The sequence below is a fragment of the Arthrobacter sp. NPDC080031 genome (genome assembly GCF_040702485.1).
Taxonomy (GTDB): Bacteria; Actinomycetota; Actinomycetes; order Actinomycetales; family Micrococcaceae; genus Arthrobacter.
Genome location: NZ_JBFBLA010000008.1, coordinates 154,459 through 171,527, shown reverse-complemented (window position 1 = coordinate 171,527; position 17,069 = coordinate 154,459). Strand labels below are relative to the sequence as shown.

At 61.6% G+C, this 17,069-nt stretch carries 15 protein-coding genes; 9 read left to right on the top strand and 6 right to left on the bottom strand.

The genetic code is table 11. The features are described from left to right. Positions 1 to 800: 800 nt before the first annotated feature. The 3 genes from AB0323_RS08960 (at position 801) to AB0323_RS08950 (ending at position 1,966) form a co-directional block, all read left to right on the top strand. Positions 801 to 977 carry a hypothetical protein gene (locus AB0323_RS08960; RefSeq protein WP_366177004.1) on the top strand — a complete coding sequence of 59 codons (177 nt, stop codon included), beginning with the start codon at positions 801 to 803 and terminating at the stop codon, positions 975 to 977. Between the two features lie 275 nt (positions 978 to 1,252). Further along, positions 1,253 to 1,702, top strand: a complete 450-nt coding sequence (locus AB0323_RS08955; RefSeq protein WP_366177003.1) for a hypothetical protein — start codon at positions 1,253 to 1,255, stop codon at positions 1,700 to 1,702. A gap of 33 nt (positions 1,703 to 1,735) precedes the next feature. Beyond that, positions 1,736 to 1,966 (top strand): hypothetical protein, encoded by a 231-nt coding sequence (locus tag AB0323_RS08950; RefSeq protein ID WP_366177002.1) that lies wholly within the window; start codon positions 1,736 to 1,738, stop codon positions 1,964 to 1,966. A gap of 315 nt (positions 1,967 to 2,281) precedes the next feature. Here the strand turns inward: AB0323_RS08950 and AB0323_RS08945 are convergent, their stop codons facing one another. Further along, positions 2,282 to 2,497 carry a hypothetical protein gene (locus tag AB0323_RS08945; protein ID WP_366177001.1) on the bottom strand — a complete coding sequence of 72 codons (216 nt, stop codon included), beginning with the start codon at positions 2,495 to 2,497 and terminating at the stop codon, positions 2,282 to 2,284. A gap of 145 nt (positions 2,498 to 2,642) precedes the next feature. Between AB0323_RS08945 and AB0323_RS08940 the strand changes: the two genes are divergently transcribed. Further along, positions 2,643 to 3,038 carry a hypothetical protein gene (locus AB0323_RS08940; RefSeq protein ID WP_366177000.1) on the top strand — a complete coding sequence of 132 codons (396 nt, stop codon included), beginning with the start codon at positions 2,643 to 2,645 and terminating at the stop codon, positions 3,036 to 3,038. Positions 3,039 to 3,834: 796 nt separating this feature from the next. On the opposite strand, the gene AB0323_RS08935 is transcribed toward AB0323_RS08940, so the two are convergent. Both AB0323_RS08935 and AB0323_RS08930 read right to left on the bottom strand, forming a co-directional pair. Next, the gene (locus tag AB0323_RS08935; RefSeq protein ID WP_366176999.1) at positions 3,835 to 4,263 is read right to left on the bottom strand and encodes a hypothetical protein; all 429 of its coding nucleotides are present in this window, start codon (positions 4,261 to 4,263) and stop codon (positions 3,835 to 3,837) included. Positions 4,264 to 5,113: 850 nt separating this feature from the next. Then, on the bottom strand, positions 5,114 to 5,704 hold the full coding sequence (locus tag AB0323_RS08930; RefSeq protein ID WP_366176998.1) for an Ltp family lipoprotein: 591 nt from the start codon (positions 5,702 to 5,704) through the stop codon (positions 5,114 to 5,116). Between the two features lie 554 nt (positions 5,705 to 6,258). On the opposite strand from AB0323_RS08930, the gene AB0323_RS08925 reads away from it, so the two are divergent. Together AB0323_RS08925 and AB0323_RS08920 are read left to right on the top strand one after the other, a co-directional pair. Next, entirely contained in the window at positions 6,259 to 9,864 is a 3,606-nt protein-coding gene (locus AB0323_RS08925; RefSeq protein ID WP_366176997.1) for a galactose oxidase-like domain-containing protein, read from the top strand. Between the two features lie 263 nt (positions 9,865 to 10,127). Then, positions 10,128 to 10,910, top strand: a complete 783-nt coding sequence (locus AB0323_RS08920) for a GntR family transcriptional regulator (RefSeq protein WP_366176996.1) — start codon at positions 10,128 to 10,130, stop codon at positions 10,908 to 10,910. A 36-nt stretch (positions 10,911 to 10,946) separates the two neighbouring features. Here the strand turns inward: AB0323_RS08920 and AB0323_RS08915 are convergent, their stop codons facing one another. Together AB0323_RS08915 and AB0323_RS08910 are read right to left on the bottom strand one after the other, a co-directional pair. Continuing rightward, positions 10,947 to 11,948, bottom strand: coding sequence for a nucleoside hydrolase (locus tag AB0323_RS08915; RefSeq protein WP_366176995.1), 1,002 nt, complete (start codon positions 11,946 to 11,948; stop codon positions 10,947 to 10,949). A gap of 27 nt (positions 11,949 to 11,975) precedes the next feature. After that, positions 11,976 to 13,406 (bottom strand): MFS transporter, encoded by a 1,431-nt coding sequence (locus tag AB0323_RS08910; RefSeq protein ID WP_366176994.1) that lies wholly within the window; start codon positions 13,404 to 13,406, stop codon positions 11,976 to 11,978. A 128-nt stretch (positions 13,407 to 13,534) separates the two neighbouring features. Between AB0323_RS08910 and AB0323_RS08905 the strand changes: the two genes are divergently transcribed. The 3 genes from AB0323_RS08905 to AB0323_RS08895 all read left to right on the top strand — a co-directional run bounded on the left by AB0323_RS08905 (position 13,535) and on the right by AB0323_RS08895 (position 16,206). Then, positions 13,535 to 14,407 carry a ribokinase gene (locus AB0323_RS08905; RefSeq protein ID WP_366176993.1) on the top strand — a complete coding sequence of 291 codons (873 nt, stop codon included), beginning with the start codon at positions 13,535 to 13,537 and terminating at the stop codon, positions 14,405 to 14,407. 747 nt (positions 14,408 to 15,154) lie between these two features. Continuing rightward, complete coding sequence (locus AB0323_RS08900) at positions 15,155 to 15,670, top strand: hypothetical protein (RefSeq protein WP_366176992.1); 516 nt, start codon at positions 15,155 to 15,157, stop codon at positions 15,668 to 15,670. A 5-nt stretch (positions 15,671 to 15,675) separates the two neighbouring features. Further along, a complete protein-coding gene (locus AB0323_RS08895; RefSeq protein ID WP_366177021.1) occupies positions 15,676 to 16,206 on the top strand; it encodes a hypothetical protein in 531 nt (176 codons plus the stop codon). Here AB0323_RS08895 and AB0323_RS08890 read toward each other — a convergent pair. Beyond that, positions 16,175 to 16,753 carry a sce7726 family protein gene (locus tag AB0323_RS08890; RefSeq protein WP_366176991.1) on the bottom strand — a complete coding sequence of 193 codons (579 nt, stop codon included), beginning with the start codon at positions 16,751 to 16,753 and terminating at the stop codon, positions 16,175 to 16,177. The genes AB0323_RS08895 and AB0323_RS08890 overlap by 32 nt on opposite strands. Between the last annotated feature and the right edge of the window lie 316 nt (positions 16,754 to 17,069).

Here is a 17,069-nt window from a genome sequence, read left to right as displayed (position 1 = left end):
CCGGTTCGCGGCGCCGCTCCAGTTCGGCCGTTACGAGAGCCAGCAGCGCCTGGGCGCATTCGGACAAGTGGTGGGTTGCGGCGGGATTGCCTAGTTCATCGCAGTGCAGAAGCACTTGGCGGATACGTTCCAATTCGCGGGAAGGCACACGCGGCCATCTCCGAAACAGTTGTTGGACTGCACTTTGCCTGGAGAGGGAACCACCCGGACCATGAAGGTGGGTGTGTGTGGGTCGGATCGGTGCCATGGCTGACTCCTCGGACGACATCGGGAAAGCCAGCTGCTTGACTAAATCCAGCATATATAAAGTGAGATGCATCACGTCAATGAATTCCGCTAGATGACGGATGCGGACTCCCCTGGAAGGAACCCGGACCCGGCTTCACGGGCACTGCGGGAGCCTGAGGAGAAGGCGGCGGGTTCGGTCTTCGGGGTTGAGGTGTACGACGGCGAGCGGCACCTGGGCGGTTGCGTTCACTTCCCGTGTGGTTCCGTCCCGACCACAACGGCCGGGTGCGTGGCACGTAGATACACGCAGCCCCAAACACGTAGACGCCGCCTCTCCTCCACTGAATTTCGCGAATTTCACACGGAGATTCGCCCAAAACGCACGGAGATTCGACCGAATCCACACTGAGACGGACTTTCGCGGGTTTATCTTTCTCTCAGGATGGGGCCGTCAGCAACTCAACAACTGAGCACTCTTTCCTAACCAAGACGTCGACCTGACCTTTGGGGGATCATGAACTGGCACCAACTCATCGGCCCGTCGCTTGCCATGGGATGTGGATGACTGCGTCATGAAACTTCTGACCATCTCCGCGGCCGTCATGCTCTTGATCGTTGCGACCATCGCATTCTTTAGCAATCAGATCATCATGGGCATCCTGTCCCTGGCTGGCGCCGGGGCAAATCTCGCGACGTGGCTTGTCTTCAAGAAGCAAGCAAAGCAGGCCGGTCGTGTTGAACCCAACTGATCCGGTCAACCCAGCCGTCGGCGACGCCTGGGCTACGCCTGTTTTGGGCATCGCCTATTTGGTGTTGGTAGTCGTCGCGCTTGCATCGCTTAAGGCATCAAAATGGTTTCCCGCTCCAGCCAAAGTAGCGATTGCCGTCGCGATCATTGTGTCGCCGTTTGCTGGCTCAATTGCTTGGATTATCTACGCCCAAGCGCGGCAGCGGGGGTCCGAAAGGCCGTCCAGAAGATCGTAGAGACGCAGGTCGAAAGTGCGCCTCGAGAGTGGGAGAAGACGTGCTGATATCAGAGGCCCGGCTGGCAGGTAGTTCCAGAGGCTTGATCTGGGGAATTGTCGGCGCCTCAGTCATTACCCTGGTCGCGTCATCTCTGGTCTCGGGAACCCCGGTGCCCGGCCTCCTCTTGGCAGCCGGTATCCTCCCGTTGACCTGGACGATTGTTCGAATGACCGTCTCCATCGCCATGGCTGACAAGAAAATCGTCCTGCGCTGCGGGCCGTTCTATTCAAGCGAAATTTCAATCTCGGACGTTTTAGCCATTGCCACGGCCCCGGAGACATCCCTCGCTGACGGATACGGCTTCCGGATGTTGGGCAACGGCACCCGAGGTTTGCTCGTTGGAGGGCCCGCGGTCGCTTTGGAAACGAACAACCGCCGATGGATCATCTCAACCACCCATCCCGAGGAGGTCACGTCAGCAATTCGAGGTCAAATGAAAACAAGGTGAAAACTGCACCATCCAAAGAACAGGAACCGCGAAATGATCACCGCAGAACAAGCCCGCCATGTGATGCTTCACGGCTGGAGCGGCTTGCTAACCCTCGCAATAGCATTCTTGGGCGTGGCCATGATTTTCATTAGCAACCTTCGCGAGTCGCTTGGGCCGCTGTGGACCGGATACCCGGCGATAGTGTTTGGTTACATCTTTCTTGGTGTCCCTGCGATTCACCGTCACCGCTCAAGAAAAGCCGGTCAGGGCCGCTCTCATTAGCGCTATCGACTGGCAAAGAGGCAAGACCGCCGTCGCCCTGAGCGCCACCACGAACCGACACGGGTTGTGGCGGACGACGGTGCCGCGACATCCACCTCCCTATGCTCGGTCGCCAGGCATCCGGTTTCACGGGCACTGGAAGAGGCTGACGACGGAGAGCTCACCTTCACATACGACCTCCCCGAACGCCTGGCAACAGTCAAGCCCGGGTTCGGCCAGCGCATGAGGCGCGAGCTCGACGCCTGCTTTGCCGCCGTCGCGATCGAAAGCCGCGAACCCGCGCTCGTCGATGAAATGATCGAGTGGCTGCTACGCCTAAGGTGCCCGTCTTCTGAGCACAATGAGCCAAATAATGGATCCGGCAACCACCAGGATGCTCCCCAGCCAGAGGGCCTCCTGCAGTGGTGGGGTGGCCTCTGTCAGATTGGCAGCGTCGATCTCAAATGTCCGCACTGTCCACATCACGGATACGACGGAAAAGACTACAAGACCAAGCGCACCAATGATGATGGGGGCTGTTCGGTTACTCATTTCGTCCTTGCTTCCGCCCAGTTCGCCGTAAAAAGGCTATGGCTGGATTTGCCATCTAAGTGGTGAGACAACGAAAATACGTGCAAAAACGGCCAATCTACGTGTAATAAAGGCGCCATCTACGTGTCACAAAAGGAGCGTCTACGTGTTCAAGACCGAAACACGTAGACGGCTGCCCGTCCCGCTGCAGCCAGCATCGTCACCGCTCGAATGGCGCGTTCCTGTCGCTGCCGATCGAAAGCTACGCCCGCACCCCGCAGGTATCGTCGTTGTTGAATTCGCGCTGTTGGGTGTCCATCTTTCGTGCGTTTGGGGCCAGTGGGCAGAGCGCGCAGTAGAATTTCGCATCGATCCCAAGCCCAACGGCGAGAGGGCCTGTACGTCAACGCTGCCCTCGTCATTGACCGAGGCAAAGTACTCAACGCCGGGAACAGTCCGCCGCGCGCGGACAGTGGTATCAATTTGCCAGCAATATGTGCATGGGATTTTGGCGGACGAATTCATCATCATGCAATTGGCCGCCCTGTACCCACCCGACTAACTGAGGACCTGTCGTTGGGGAGTCTAACGAGACTCCCCCACGACAGTTTTCGTCCGAGGCCACGCCAATCCGCCAATAACAGCTGCTGCACCCGCCGAAACAAGGTCCGTCCACCACGGCCACCTTGAATCCGATGCCGAAGCCAAGGCCATAAGGATCAGCAAAGTCGAAACCCCGGCTATGCCGGCGGCCGCGGCCTTTTCATGGTCACGTCGAATTCTGGTCAGGCGACACACCCAAAAGGTCAATACGGCAATGACGCAACCCGAGACGGCACCCACCATCGCGCCGCCGAGCCCGCTGAGTATCGCCACCCCGGGGCCGCCGAGCCCGCTGAGTATCGCCACCCCGGGGCCGCCAGGCCCGCTCAAGAGGAGAACAACCAGCACATAGGCACATCCGAACCCTGCCCCGAACAATAATCCCCTGGTTACTGATCTGTTCCACGTTTCCTCCGTCGCTGGCGAGCGTTCAGAACACCCCGGTCTATTGCTTCGACAATTCGGTTCCCGAAGCCGATGCCAGCAGTGGGCCCTGATCGAGTTCGGTCGAAACCTTGGGCCTGTAACTACGCCGCAGGTTTCCGTGGGGGTGGCAGGTAAACAGTGACCTTGCGCCTGCGGAGGCCCCGGGTCTGGGCCCGGGGGTCTTGCTATCTCCCGGAAGATCCCCACTAAACGTTGGCCACGGAGGATGTGGGCCTGATCGGCGGCGCAACGGGGCCCCTGGTCTGCCAAGGGCCCTGTTGGATCGCTTCCGTCAGGAGCCACTTGGCATATGTACGGCAGGCGGACCGTTACTGCCCAGGCTTCGTTACATGCGCGACGATTGTCTTAGACAATGGGACGCTTTCCCCGGCTTTCTCCAAGCTCGTCACTGTCCAGTTAGACAACAGGAACACGGAGTTGCCGGTGTCTGAATTCCAGACAACATGCTTAAACCCGAGCGCTTGGAGTTCGTCACTGAGAGCCTGCGCGTTTTGGCCCGCAGCATCGGCGGGCAGGACCGCCGTGGCCACGGCAGGAGCCGCAGGTGCAGGTGCAGGCGCAGCAACAGGCGCCACCGTTTGGGTGACCGTAACCGTCGGCGCGGGAGCCGTGACAGTCTGAGTGGCAGTGATCGTTTGGGTGATGGTCACCGTCGGAGCCGCCTGTGGACTTCCGCCACAGCCGGCGAGCGCGAGGGCCAATCCAGCAATTCCCAGTGGCAGGACATATTCTTTCAAGCTGATTCCCCTATTTACATAACGAGTGATTTGTAGTGCGTGCAGGGACAGGAGTCCGATGCCGGGGCTAGTTTCTCACTTTCTTGGTGAAAACCTGCTTAGGCTGAGACCGGGCCTACTAAGTGGCGTAATCGCGAGACCAGTGCGATGGGGGTCCTGATGACCAGCAGGTCTACCGGATGGCCTCGATGCCAAATCTGATGCTCAGAACCGGGAAGACGGCTAGATATGTCGTCACCGGGGCGACACACCTTGCGCCTCTTTCTGATGGCGGCTACGTCGTCACCGCAACCAGGTCGAACACAATCATCGTTCCGCAGGCCAATGGGCACCCTGCCGGGTTGTTCTTCACTAACGGCATCTTCAGCAGGACGCCAAATAACTGACTGAAAGAGTCCCACATATCCTGGCTCTCCGGCAGGCGGCAGGCTAATCTGCAGCCTGATTTTGCACCACCACCGCCAGAGCGGTCCAGCGACGGGGGCCGCTCCGTGCGGGCTCCGCGGCCCGCACCAGGGACGTTGTGGGATGGGCCTTCACCGCGTAGCGTCCCAACCCAAACCCACAACGCCAAACCCATAAAGGGTGCTACATTTTGTCGACTGTCTCCAGGAGAACAATGCCCCGCGGTTGCGGCGCGGTGCAACAAGACCGCAAAACTTTCTAACCCCGTTCAACTACTGAAGCGCTATGACGACCGAGGGTCGACGTTATGGGCCGGCGGGTTACCCCATCCTTTCCCGCCTTTGCTTCATGGCGGTCGCGCACATTTTCCGGGAGCGATCCGACAGTTACATTGCGACACGGCAAAGGGGCCCCCAAAAGGGAGCCCCTTCCACTTGGAGGGCTTCTAGCCCAGGTTATCGACCGCGTACTGCGCTTCCGCCGGTGTGAACTTCTCACCGTACGCGCTGACGAGCTGGTCGTAGATTCCCGCCGGGGACATGGACATGTTCGTCTGGTAGCTCTTGGCCTTCGCCAGGGCATTGGCGTTGTAGTCCGCCTTGAGGTTATCGACCGCATACTGCGCTGCCTCGGCCGAGAACTTTTCGCCGTACTGCGAGGTGAGCTGGTCGTAGATGCCGGCCTTGCTCATGTGCATCGTCTTGGAGTACGACCCCGCTTTGCTCAGTGCGGACTGGTATTCGACAGGGACCTTCGGTGCCGGTGGGGCCGGAGGCGGTGTCGGGGTGGGCGTCTTGGTCGGCGTCGGGACCGGTGCCGGTGTGACGACGGCTGCTACCGTAGGCGCCGCCGCTGCGGTGGACGTCGGGGTGGATGCCGCAACCGGTACCGGTGTGGAGTCCTTGTGGGACGTGCTTGAGATGATGATGATCAGGGCGATGATGCCGACGAGCCACCACCGCTTCTTTTTGAACCACGGACGGGACGCTTTGGCATCCTTGCGGTTGGTCTCCTGTGGCGGTACGGCGTTCGACATAATGTCCCCTATTTATGAGTTGGAATTTCCTCCCCAATGCTAGAGGATTTATTGAACCTTCCACGGTTTCTCCACGCGGTGCTTTTCCTGATCCTGGCAAGCCTGTCGTGGCAAGCAAGACCGGCTTCCACGTCTCGCAAGCCATGCGAATTAAGACACTTCGGTTGCAAGACACATATCACCCCTACAGCAGCCAAGAATGTGTCTCGCTTGAATGTCTGGCGAGTGCCTGTTGATTTTGGTACAGCTAAACACCGTTGTGAGACACATGGAGAGCAAGGCATCGGAAAGCTAAGTGCTTGACGAAATGGCCTGAATAGTTAGTCAAGGACCCGACTCATGCTACTGGCCGACGGGGAGTGCTTAGGAGTGCGTCAGAAGCCCTAACAGGTGGTCACCACTCGTGATGTCGCGACTTCGGACCGGCTACGCTCGGTCTCCTGTGGGGTGATTCCGACCGAGCTTTCCAGGCCGCGCACCTAAGTTACGCGGCGGTCAGGGTTCCGTGCCGAATGTTCACTGCGAGAAAATCAGGGGAAATCATGCGGCGGAACGTGTTTGCGCGCCTAGTCTCTATCGCCACAGTTGCCGCTCTCGGTTTCGTGCCTCTGATCTCTTTGCCAGCCAGCGCCGCCGGCGGTTTGGCGACAGACAAAGTGGTCAGCACGCACCAGTCGTCCCCTTCTACGACCGTCGTTTCACCAACCTTCACCACCAGCCAATCAGGGGAACTACTGCTTGCATTCGTCACCACGGATGGCCCCGCAGCCACCGGGTCCCAACAGTTCACCTCGGTCACCGGTGGCGGGCTCACCTGGCGCCTGCGTAAGCGGACCAACGTTCAGTACGGCACGGCAGAAGTCTGGCAGGCCGCGGCGAGCGGCATCCTCACCAACGCGGCAGTGACAGCCACGCACACCGGTTCGTACCAGGCTTCGATAACAGTCGCCACTTTCACTGGCGCGGACACCACCACCGACGGAGCGGTCGCAGGGGCCAGCGGAGCCACCGGGGCTCCCGCTGCCACACTCACGACAACCCGAACCGGCTCCTGGGTCTGGGGTGTCGGCAATGACTGGAGCACGGCCACGACCCGCACAGTCGGGACCGGCCAAACCAAGGTCGATGAGTTTCTTGCCAGCAGCGGTGATACATTCTGGACACAACGCCAGTCCGCGCCCGGCACGTCCACAGCGCCGCAGTCCGTAACGATCAACGACACCGCTCCCACCACCGACATGTGGAATCTGTCGACAATCGAGATCCTGCCCGCGGGAACGTCGGACACGACGCCTCCCACCGTCAGTCTCACGAGCCCGGCCAATGGTTCCACCGTCACGGGGACGATAGCCGTCACTGCGAACGCCAGCGACAATCAGGGTGTTTTCGGAGTCCAGTTCACGCTCGACGGCGTCAATCTATCGGCAGAGGCCACGGCGTCGCCCTACTCGGTTCAGTGGGACACCACCGCCGTCGCCAACGGTAGCCATACACTCTCGGCCGTCGCCCGGGACGCTGCCGGCAACACCGCGACTGCCAGTCCGGTGTCTGTTACCGTGAGCAACTCCGGCGGTGACCCCTCGGTGGTTGGTTCCTGGGGACCCGTCCAAGCTTGGCCCGAGGTTTCCATCCATGCGGCCCTGACCAATACCGGCAAGGTCCTGACGTTCCAAGGTGACTTCACGCAGGGGGGCCAGCAGTATCTCCTGGACCCGACCACAGGCAACTACATCCAGGTGCCGAACGCCGTCGCCGACTTGTTCTGCGCGGGGCAGGCGGTACTTCCCGACGGCCGGATCCTGGTTGTCGGCGGAACAGCTACCAGCGGTGGGCTGGGTATTCGTAATGTCGACGCTTTCAACCCGGGCACCGAGGCTTGGCAGGTGCTCGCGCCCATGCACTACCCCCGGTGGTACCCCACGGGAACCACCCTGGGCGATGGCCGGGTACTGGTGACCTCCGGGGCGAATACCAGTTCCACCGACCTCGTCCAGATTCCTGAGATCTATGACTCACAGCAGAATGCCTGGAGCGACCTGGCCGCGGCCACCAAAAACATTCCGTATTACCCCTTCATGTACCAGCTCCCCGACGGGCGGGTCCTTCAGGCTGGAGCCTCTGAGCAAGCGACGTCCACTCTCGCCCTCAACGTGGCCACCCAACAGTGGAGCACCGTTGACAGCCGTGTGATTGATGGCGCGTCCATCACCAACTACGCCCCCGGCAAATTCATGAAGGCCGGGTCATCCTCGGATGGCGGATTCTCAGGCTTGTCATCAAACACTGCGTTCACTCTTGACATGAACCTCCCCAATCCGGCGTGGCAGCCGACCGCGTCAATGCAGTACCCCCGCAGCTTCGTGAACCTGACCAACCTGCCCGATGGTACGGTCCTGGCCACGGGAGGCGCCACCGACAGGTCCGGACAAGACGACACCAAAGCCGTCAAGCCGGCCGAAATCTGGAATCCTGCCGCGGGCACGTGGACCACGGTGGCAGCATTGACGGCACCACGCCTCTACCACTCCACGGCACTGCTTCTGCCCGACGGCCGGGTGTTCGTCTCGGGCAGCGGCGGTGACACGGGCGTGACAGACCAAAAGAGCTATCAGATCTACTCGCCCGCGTACCTCTTCAAAGGTGCCCGACCGACGATGAGTTCAGTTCCGGCCACCGTCCAGTACAACGCCAGTACCTTCGTCCAGACCCCGAACGCAACAGATATACGGTCTGTTTCCCTTATTCGCACGGGTTCGGTGACCCACTCCTTCGATCAAAACACCCGCGCGTTATCGCTGCCCTTCTCCCAAGCTTCCGGCGGACTGAACGTTCAGATGCCGTCAAACGGCAATTACGCCCCGCCGGGCTATTACCTGCTTTCCATCATCGACGGTAATGGTGTCCCCTCGGTGGCATCTATGGTCCGTTTCCCCGCCCCGTTCGAGGACACAATCGCCCCCACGGCCCCCTCAAACCTTTCGGCCGTTGGCGGCGTCGGTCAGGTGGACCTGAGCTGGACCGCATCGACGGACAACGTCGGCGTCGCCAAATATGACATCTATCGCTCGGCCACGCAGGGCTTCACGCCTGGGCCGGCCAACCAAATCACGCAGGTAAGCGGATCAACCACCACTTACCACGACTCGGGCGTAGCTGTCGGAACCTACTATTACCGGGTGAAAGCGGAAGACGCCGCATCGAACCTGAGCCCACCCTCGAATGAATCCCAAGCCGTGGTGTCAGCCGATACGACCGCCCCGACCGCCCCCACAAACCTCACAGCCGTTGCCGGTTCCGGCCAAATCTCCTTGGCCTGGAACGCCAGCACCGACAACGTCGGCGTCACCCGCTACAACATTTCCCGCAACGGGGCGCCCATTGGCACCGCCACCAGCACCTCGTTCGTCGACGGAACGGTAATCGCAGGAACCACCTACAGCTACACCGTCACGGCGCAGGATGCGGCCGGAAATGTCAGTCCTCCCTCGAACACCGCCACGGCTACAGCCTCCGGCGCACGGACCATCACCGTCGACAAGCTCGTGACCGCTCATCAGGGCACTAACGCCGCCACAGTCAGCGTTTCCGGTCTCACGACCACAGGAAGCAACCAGCTGATACTTGCCTTCATCAGCTCTGACGGTCCCAGCAGCGGAGGGACCGCATCCATACGATCAGTCAGCGGCGCCGGCCTGTCCTGGACGCTCCGCCAGCGCACCAATGCCCAGGCCGGCACAGCCGAAATATGGCAGGCAGTGGCACCTAGCCCGCTTACCAATGCCACCATTACGGCAACTCAAAACTCGGGCTCGTGGCAATCAGCCATGACCGTGGTGGCGTTAAACAACGCCGACACCGCCCAAGGTGCCACAGCCGGAGGCAGCGCCGCCACCGGAGCGCCGAGCGCCAGCCTCACGACGACCCGCGCCGGCTCGTGGGTTTGGGGAGTTGGAACTGACTGGAACGCTCCGCTGGCCCGAACCGTCGGGCCAGCCCAGACCCTGGTCGACCAATACTTCCCCCCGGCCGGCGATACCTATTGGCTGCAGCGCCAGACCGGCCCAACAACCAGCAGCGGCACCGTGGTAACCATCAACGACACCTCCCCCACCACGGATCGCTGGGATGTAGCGCTGATCGAGATCTTGGCGGCCCCATAGGGGCTCGAGACTTGTCCAATGACGGCTTGAGTATTTCCGTTCGAGAAACCTCGTCTCGGTGGGCAAACAGGCAGTTGACTGGAAACGACGCCCTGTTCTCGTAGCCGCCGTTACATCGGAAATTCGGCCGGGAGCGGGTTCGCGGCGCCGCGTCCGGCGCCGCGCTTCTTCCGTGCCCTTGGCTTGCGGGTGCCACTTGTCCAACAAGCCCGTACCACTTGCTAACCTGAGAATCCCCGAACAATACGCAAGCGAGGCATAACGTGCACGACGACGCCGTCCGGTTCCTGTCCCAGCCGGTAGAGGTCCAGCCTGGCTCGCCGCTCCGCGTTGTCGTTTACTCGCGGATCGCCGAAGCCATCCGCAACAACCTCCTGCACCCCGGCTCCATGCTCCCGACTGAAACCGAGCTCGGCACGGACATGAAGGTCAGCCGCACTGTGGTCCGCGAAGCACTGATGCTTCTCGAGGAAGATGGCCTCATCAGAGCCCGCCGCGGCGTCGGGCGGTTCGTCGCCGATACCCTTCCCCGCATCGGCATCGAACGCATCCGCCCATTCGAGGAAGTCCTCGGCGGCCCCGGCAAACACGTCGAAATCAAGCGCACCCAAGTAGTGAAGCAACCCGCGTCCGAGTTCGCAGCTCCCGGCGTCGGGATCAACCCAGGCGACGACTGCTGGCTCTGGGAGTCCGTCCTGATGCGGGACGGCGAGCCCATCGCCCAGCTCCAGGAAAACATCTCCGCCCTCCCGGTCAGCTTCGCCGGCGGTGCCGCCGCGCCTTTGGAAATAGACGACGACGGCGGCACCACCTTGCTTGCCGCGCTCAACAAAGCGGCGGGCAACAGGTTGGGGCCGGGTGAGTGCCAAATCGGGCTCAGCCAGGTCGGCCCGAGCCGCGCTAAATTGCTCGACCTCCGAGCCTCGGACCCGGTCCTGGTTTTGACACAGTACGTCCGGCACGCGAACCGGCCGTTCTACTTGGCCAAGTGCCTCATCGCAGACCGCGCGGGCCACCTCTCGGTGATGCAAACACTGCAGTCCTAAGCCGCGTCCAGCCCAGTTCGCGCCGGGCCAACTGACTCAGTTGGGCTGGCTCAGCAAGACTGGGGCCGCGGGGATGGCCTCGGAGACTCCAAACGCAAGCAGCGTCTCCACCAGGTGCGGCGCGAAGTCGTCCTCGAGCGATAGCACCACCCGGCAGCGGGCGCCGAGCTGCTCCGGGTAGTCCATGTACAGGCCCCGCAGCTCGCAGATGGTCTGTCCGCGGCCCGGCCCGGAGGTGGTGTCGACCTCGACATGCACCACCGGCGCAACCGCAGCGGTAACCGCGCCGACCGCGAGCGCGGCGGCAAGAGGATCGTGCATCGCGGAACATGCGCGGCCGTAAATGCCCTCGTAGAACCGGAAATAGTAGCCGAGCATCTCCCCCAACGCCTTCGGAACAGGCAAAGAAGAGGCGAGCAGCTCCTGCCGGTGGCTCTCCTCGAGCACGTTGGCCATGGTCACGTCGAGCGGCACCAGGGTCACGTTCCAGTCCGCGGCCAGCACAAGAGCGGCAGCCTCGGGGTCGTTGGCGATGTTGGCTTCAGCCACTCGGGTGATGTTTCCGGGGGCGAGGGCCGCGCCGCCCATGATGGTGATCTCCTCGACCAGCCCTGGCAGCTCGGGGTCCAGGCGGAGGGCCTCGGCGATGTTGGTCAGCGGGCCGATGGCAAGGACGCGCAGCGTACCCGGGTACTCGTGGGCGAGCCGGACCAGCATCTCCGGCGCGGTTTCGGACGCAAGGTGGGCCTCCGCCGTCGTAAGCGTAACCTCTCCGATCCCGTTGCTGCCGTGCACGTGCGGCGCTCCCCCGCCGAACGAACCGGAGAGGGGGTCGTGCGCGCCGAGGGCGACCGGGATGTGTGCGTGCCCGGCGAGCTCGAGGAGGTCCAGGGTGTTGCGGGCGCCGACGGCGGCGCTGACGTTGCCGCTGACGGCGCCGATCCCCCGCACGTCCGCCTGCGGGGACGCAAGGAGGTAAGCGAGGGCGAGGGCGTCGTCGATGCCGGTATCGCAGTCGAGGTAGAACGGGCTGGTCATGTTGTTTCTCGATTCAGTTAGAAGGAATTAGAGGGTTTCGCCCTTGGGAGCGGAGACGAAGAGGCTGACGATGAACGCCACGGCGGTGATCCCCACCGAGATCCAGAGGGCGGTGGCATAGCCAACAGACGTGGCTTGGGCGGCGAACGGCGCAACGAGCACGACGCCGAGGCTCGCCCCGATGCCGAAGGACGCACCGTTGATTCCGGGCAACGCAGCCGGCGCTTCCTTGGGCGAGAGCAGGACAGAGAGTCCGTTGATCGCGGTCAGGAAGAGTCCGTTGTAGAAGATGCCGAGCGACGCGACGGCGATCAGCACCGCCATCTGGTTGCTGGAGAACGTGGCGGCGACAATAGCGCTTGCGAGGCTGAGTGCGGTGCCGGCGCGAAGGGTTTTGATCCAGCCGCGGCGGTCGGCCAGCCAGCCGGCGAGCGGCGCGGCGAAGACGCCGATGAGCGCGGCCGGGGTGAGGAACAGCAGGGCGGAGAGCGAGGCGCTGAGCCCGAAGCCGGCGTGCATGTCCTGGCTCAGCAGCACCACGGTGAAGTTGATGATGGCGAAGATGCCGGCCAGGGTGAGGACCGTCGTTGCGATGACGGGCCAGACCTGGCGGGAACGCAGGTGGTGGACGGCGATGAGCGGGTTGCGGCGGCGCTTCTCGATCATCCAGAAGGCGACGAAGGACGCGATGGTGCCGGCCAGCAGGCCCAGGGTGCTCGGCGCGGTCCAACCGGCGGCCGAGCCGTCGGACACAAAGTAGGTGATGAACACCAGGAACACCGAGAGCGAGCCCGCTCCCCACCAGTCCATGGCGCCGCGGATGCCCTGCGGCCGTCCCTTGGGAACGGTCTTGAGGATGCAGGCCGCGGCGATGGCGGTAAGAATCAGCACGACTACGAAGATGGAGCGGAAGCCAAGGGTTTCGGACATCAGGCCGCCGAAGTAGCCGTCGACGCCGCCGATCCCGCCGTTGATGGCGGCGATGATGCCCACGGAGGTGCCGAAGACGCGGGCATTCAGGTTTTCGCTGAGCACGATGTAGGCGAGGGCGAAGACCGCGCTGGACACGCCTTGCAGGAAGCGCCCGGCGATGAGGATCGGCAGGGTGGGCGCTGCGATGCAGAGAATAGTTCCGGCGCCCATGATGGCCAGCACCAGCAGGAGCGCGAAACGACGTCCAATGAAGTCGCTCCACCTGCCGATCACCGGGCCGGCGATAGCACCGGCGAGGAAGAACATGGACTGCACCGGGGCCGCACTATCGGCGGACAGGCCGAAGCTTGCGGCGATGTGCGGCAGCGCCGGGGTGACCATGCTGGCGTTGAGCTGGAAGGACAGCACGCCAAGCAGCAGTGCGGAAATGAGCATGGCCGCTCGGCGGCCGCCGAGCTTGCTCGTGTCAGTTTCGAGTACGACGGCGGGTGGCGGCGAAGTGGTGGCGGGGGCTGGGGTGTTCACATCAAACTCCTTTGTCTGCAGGCGGGTCTGCCATTGGGATGTGAGTTGTTATACAACCATGTATGACGTGCAAGTACAACCATCCCTTACACTATTTCTTCATCGGCCCTTTCCCGTTAGGACTTCCCATGAACACTCGACTTCCTGCCGTCACCGTTGTCGGCAGCATGAACCTGGACATCATCGCGACCACAGACCGGCTACCCACCGCGGGGGAAACCATCGGTTCCGGGGTTCTGAGCCAGCAGCCTGGCGGCAAAGGAGCCAACCAGGCCGTGGCTGCGGCTCGACTTGGCGGGAATGCGCGGATAATCGGGGCCGTTGGTGGCGATGGTCAGGGGCAGGTGATGCTTTCTTCTCTGTCTTCTGTGGGCGTTGACGTTTCGGATGTCGCGGTGCTCGACGGTTTCGCGACGGGGACCGCGCTGATTGTGGTGGACCGCGACGGCGAGAACCAGATTGTCGTGTGCCCGGGCGCGAACTCGGGGTTCTCCTTGGAGAGCGTTTCTTTCTCTGCCGGGGAAGCGGTGCTGTGCCAGCTCGAGGTCGGCCTGCCGGTGGTCCTGGACGCCGCGCGTCGCGCTTCCGGGTTTTTCGTGCTGAACGCTGCGCCGGCGATGGACCTTCCGGCGGACCTACTGGAGCGGTGCGACCTGGTGATTGTCAACGAGACGGAGTACGAACTGATCCCTGCCCTTGCTGACGCGAAGCTCGTGGCGGTGACGTACGGGGCGGATGGCTCGGCGATGTTCGAGCGTGGTGTGCGCGTGGCTTCGGCGCCTGCTGCTGCCGTGACGGTGGCCAACACGATCGGGGCCGGCGATGCGTTCTGCGCCGCGCTGGTGCTGGCGCTACGGTCTGGGCTTTCTTATGAGTCTGCGCTGGCGGTGGCGAATGCTGTTGGGGCGGATGCGGTTGGCGATCCTTCGTCGCAGCCGGAGTTGGGGCGGCTGGAGGAGTATGTTGCGCGGGTCGCGGAGGCTGGGGTCGCTGCGATGTGAGTCCGGTTTCCGTCGGACTGAGACCGCGGACTATTCGGAGGTCCGACGGAGCATGCTGGAGGCGTACCCCATGCCGGACATTTCACCGCCGGCCACCCTGACATGAGTGTGCTGGAGAACGTGGAGCACCGGGCGGAGCAAGCCGAGGTGTGGGTGGTCGAGGCGTCGGATGCGGTAGTTGCAGCTGTGACTTTGACTTTCGTGGGTCAGTCGTACAGCGAGATTGTGATGGAAGTCTGCTCCACCGATCCGCGCCTTGTTCGGAGCCGCACCGAGCATTTGCGGCTATGTGTGGTGGGTTGACCGGCTAGGGGACGGCGTGGTGGCTCGAATGGGTGGAATGGTGATTACGTTGCCGCTCGTAGCAATGCGGCGAACGGCCGCAAAATACGACCTTCGCGAATCTTGGCCCCGGCGGCCGTGAAAGGGTTCTCCCTTTCCTATGGCAAGGATGACGAATACTTGCACATTGATGGCTTCGATGAGTCGGGCAGCTTGGAGCAAGTTAAGGATCCTGACAGACTGTCTTCGGGGACTCGGAAAGTCTGGCCATTATGGAGGTCGCCCCGACCACCTCGGACTGTCACCGGGCAGCGCGAGGGCCGAAGAGCGGTTGCTTGACTAGCACCAGTGAATTGAAAGACTCCCATAGATTAGCCCTGGCATTCGAGTTACATTTGGCGGGTTAGCATTTCATCGATTTGGGGGACTAAATTGCCTACATCCGAAATTCATTACAGACCCGTTTTGCTGGCAAGAACTGGGGAGCGTCTTGGGCTACAGGACCTCACCGATCACGACCATGAACGATTTACGCCCATATTTGTAGCCCCGCCGCGTGCGTGGAACTTTCAGACGGAAACCGTAGACAAAACGCTGGCCCAGCACCTGGAGAAGTTGCCGGCAGAATTCGGCAAGGCCCGTGGGGGACGTGATGCCTATATAGACCTGTGTTTTCTATCGGAAGACCTTAGCCCGGTCGATGAGTTGCATCCACTCCGATGGCTATATGAGCACTCGTTGGAGGAGGGAGTGAACCTCATTCCCGTCGTTGCCGCCGACAGCCCGCGGGACCTGATCGCCACGGCTAGGGATTTGCATTCGACCGGGGATATGGGTGTCTGCCTTCGCTTGCTGCCCGAGGACTGGCCGTCCGCCGATCCGAGAGCGTTCAAAGAGTTGCTTGACGAGCTTGAAGTCGGGCCATCTGATGTTGATCTCGTTTTGGATCTTGGCGAAGACACCGCCACACACCTAACCTAAGAGCGCTGGAGCCCGAGATTGCGTGGGCGCGTGCCAATGGCTCATGGCGGTCACTCACTGTGGCAGGAGCAGGCATGCCCGCCCCGAAAGACCTGCCCGGAAAAGGCGTCAACGTGATAGAACGCACCGATTGGTTGACATACCGTCAGGTGGGTTCATGGTCGGCGTCCAATGGGGTTGAAGTGCCCGACTACTCCGACTATGGAGTCGCCAATTACGATCCAGTGCTCGAAGTTGACCCGCGCATGATGAACATCAGCGCAACGTTTCGCTATACAACAAACGAGGTGTGGCTTTTCGGCCGCGGCGACCTCTTCAAAGGCAATGGCGGTCGAGGGCTGGGCGGCGCCGCCGTAGCCCCCATGCTCTCAAAGCTAAGAGCACACCCCCTGTACTCCGAAACGACGCGCGATCTTGCCAACGACTGGATTGACTCCGTTGTAGACCAAGGGGTCTCAGGCGGGCAACCAACCGTTTGGCGACGGTGGGCAACCTATCATCACATCAAGACCGTGTTGGATCAGCTCTCCAGGTAGTTCGGTCTTTCAAACGCCGTCGGACGATCGACCGAACGTCATCCAAAGGAATTGAATCCGAGAATCTCTCCCAAAGTACCCGTCTGGGTTTCGACCGAACACCCTTGTCGAGGCCCAGACGAGTCAATTCCGCAAGAATCTCATCACGCCACAGAAGCCGGGCCAGATAGCTGGCGTCGACTTGGGGGTTGAATTCCGCAGGCCGCACTTCCTCTAAGGAAATACGCTCTTCAACCGCCAGAGCCATGGTGACACCCCACCACTCCGGAATAATTTTGATCGCTTCCCCGTGATGATTTTCCGCAACAACTAGGACGGCGTAGTCCAACATCTTTGAGTACAACTCAACCTGTTTCGGGAGCCTCCGCAAGGTGTCCTTCGCGCTCTTAAGCTCATATCCCGAGAGGCTACCGTTAATTACAGCAACGTCAACACGGACCTCGCCGCAGAGGTCCAGTTCGTCCACAAAGCGAGTGTTAGCCAAGTCGTGCTTATGCTGGCCAAGGAGATCCCTATGGAGGGCCCGCCTGACATCAATATCTCGCACTCCGTCAGCCTAACACCGAAATTTGAAGCGTCCGGGATGGCCAGCTCACCCAGATTGTATGCTGGCTCCTGGCCGCTAACTTGATCTGTCCGGGCTTTTTGGTGCTGAGCCGCCACGGCTTCCTGTTCGAGACTCGTGTATTACAGGTCCAACACCCGCCCGCCCAGAGGACAAGGGCCATCATGCATTCACGTTCATGAGTGGCGCCGTGTGCCCGCGCTGGCGGCTCCGGGTCCTCGGCGCTCACGTACCGTGCCCAGCTCCTATCGGGTCATCTCAAGGTGATGACAAAACAAACGATGTTGAGTAAGTCGCT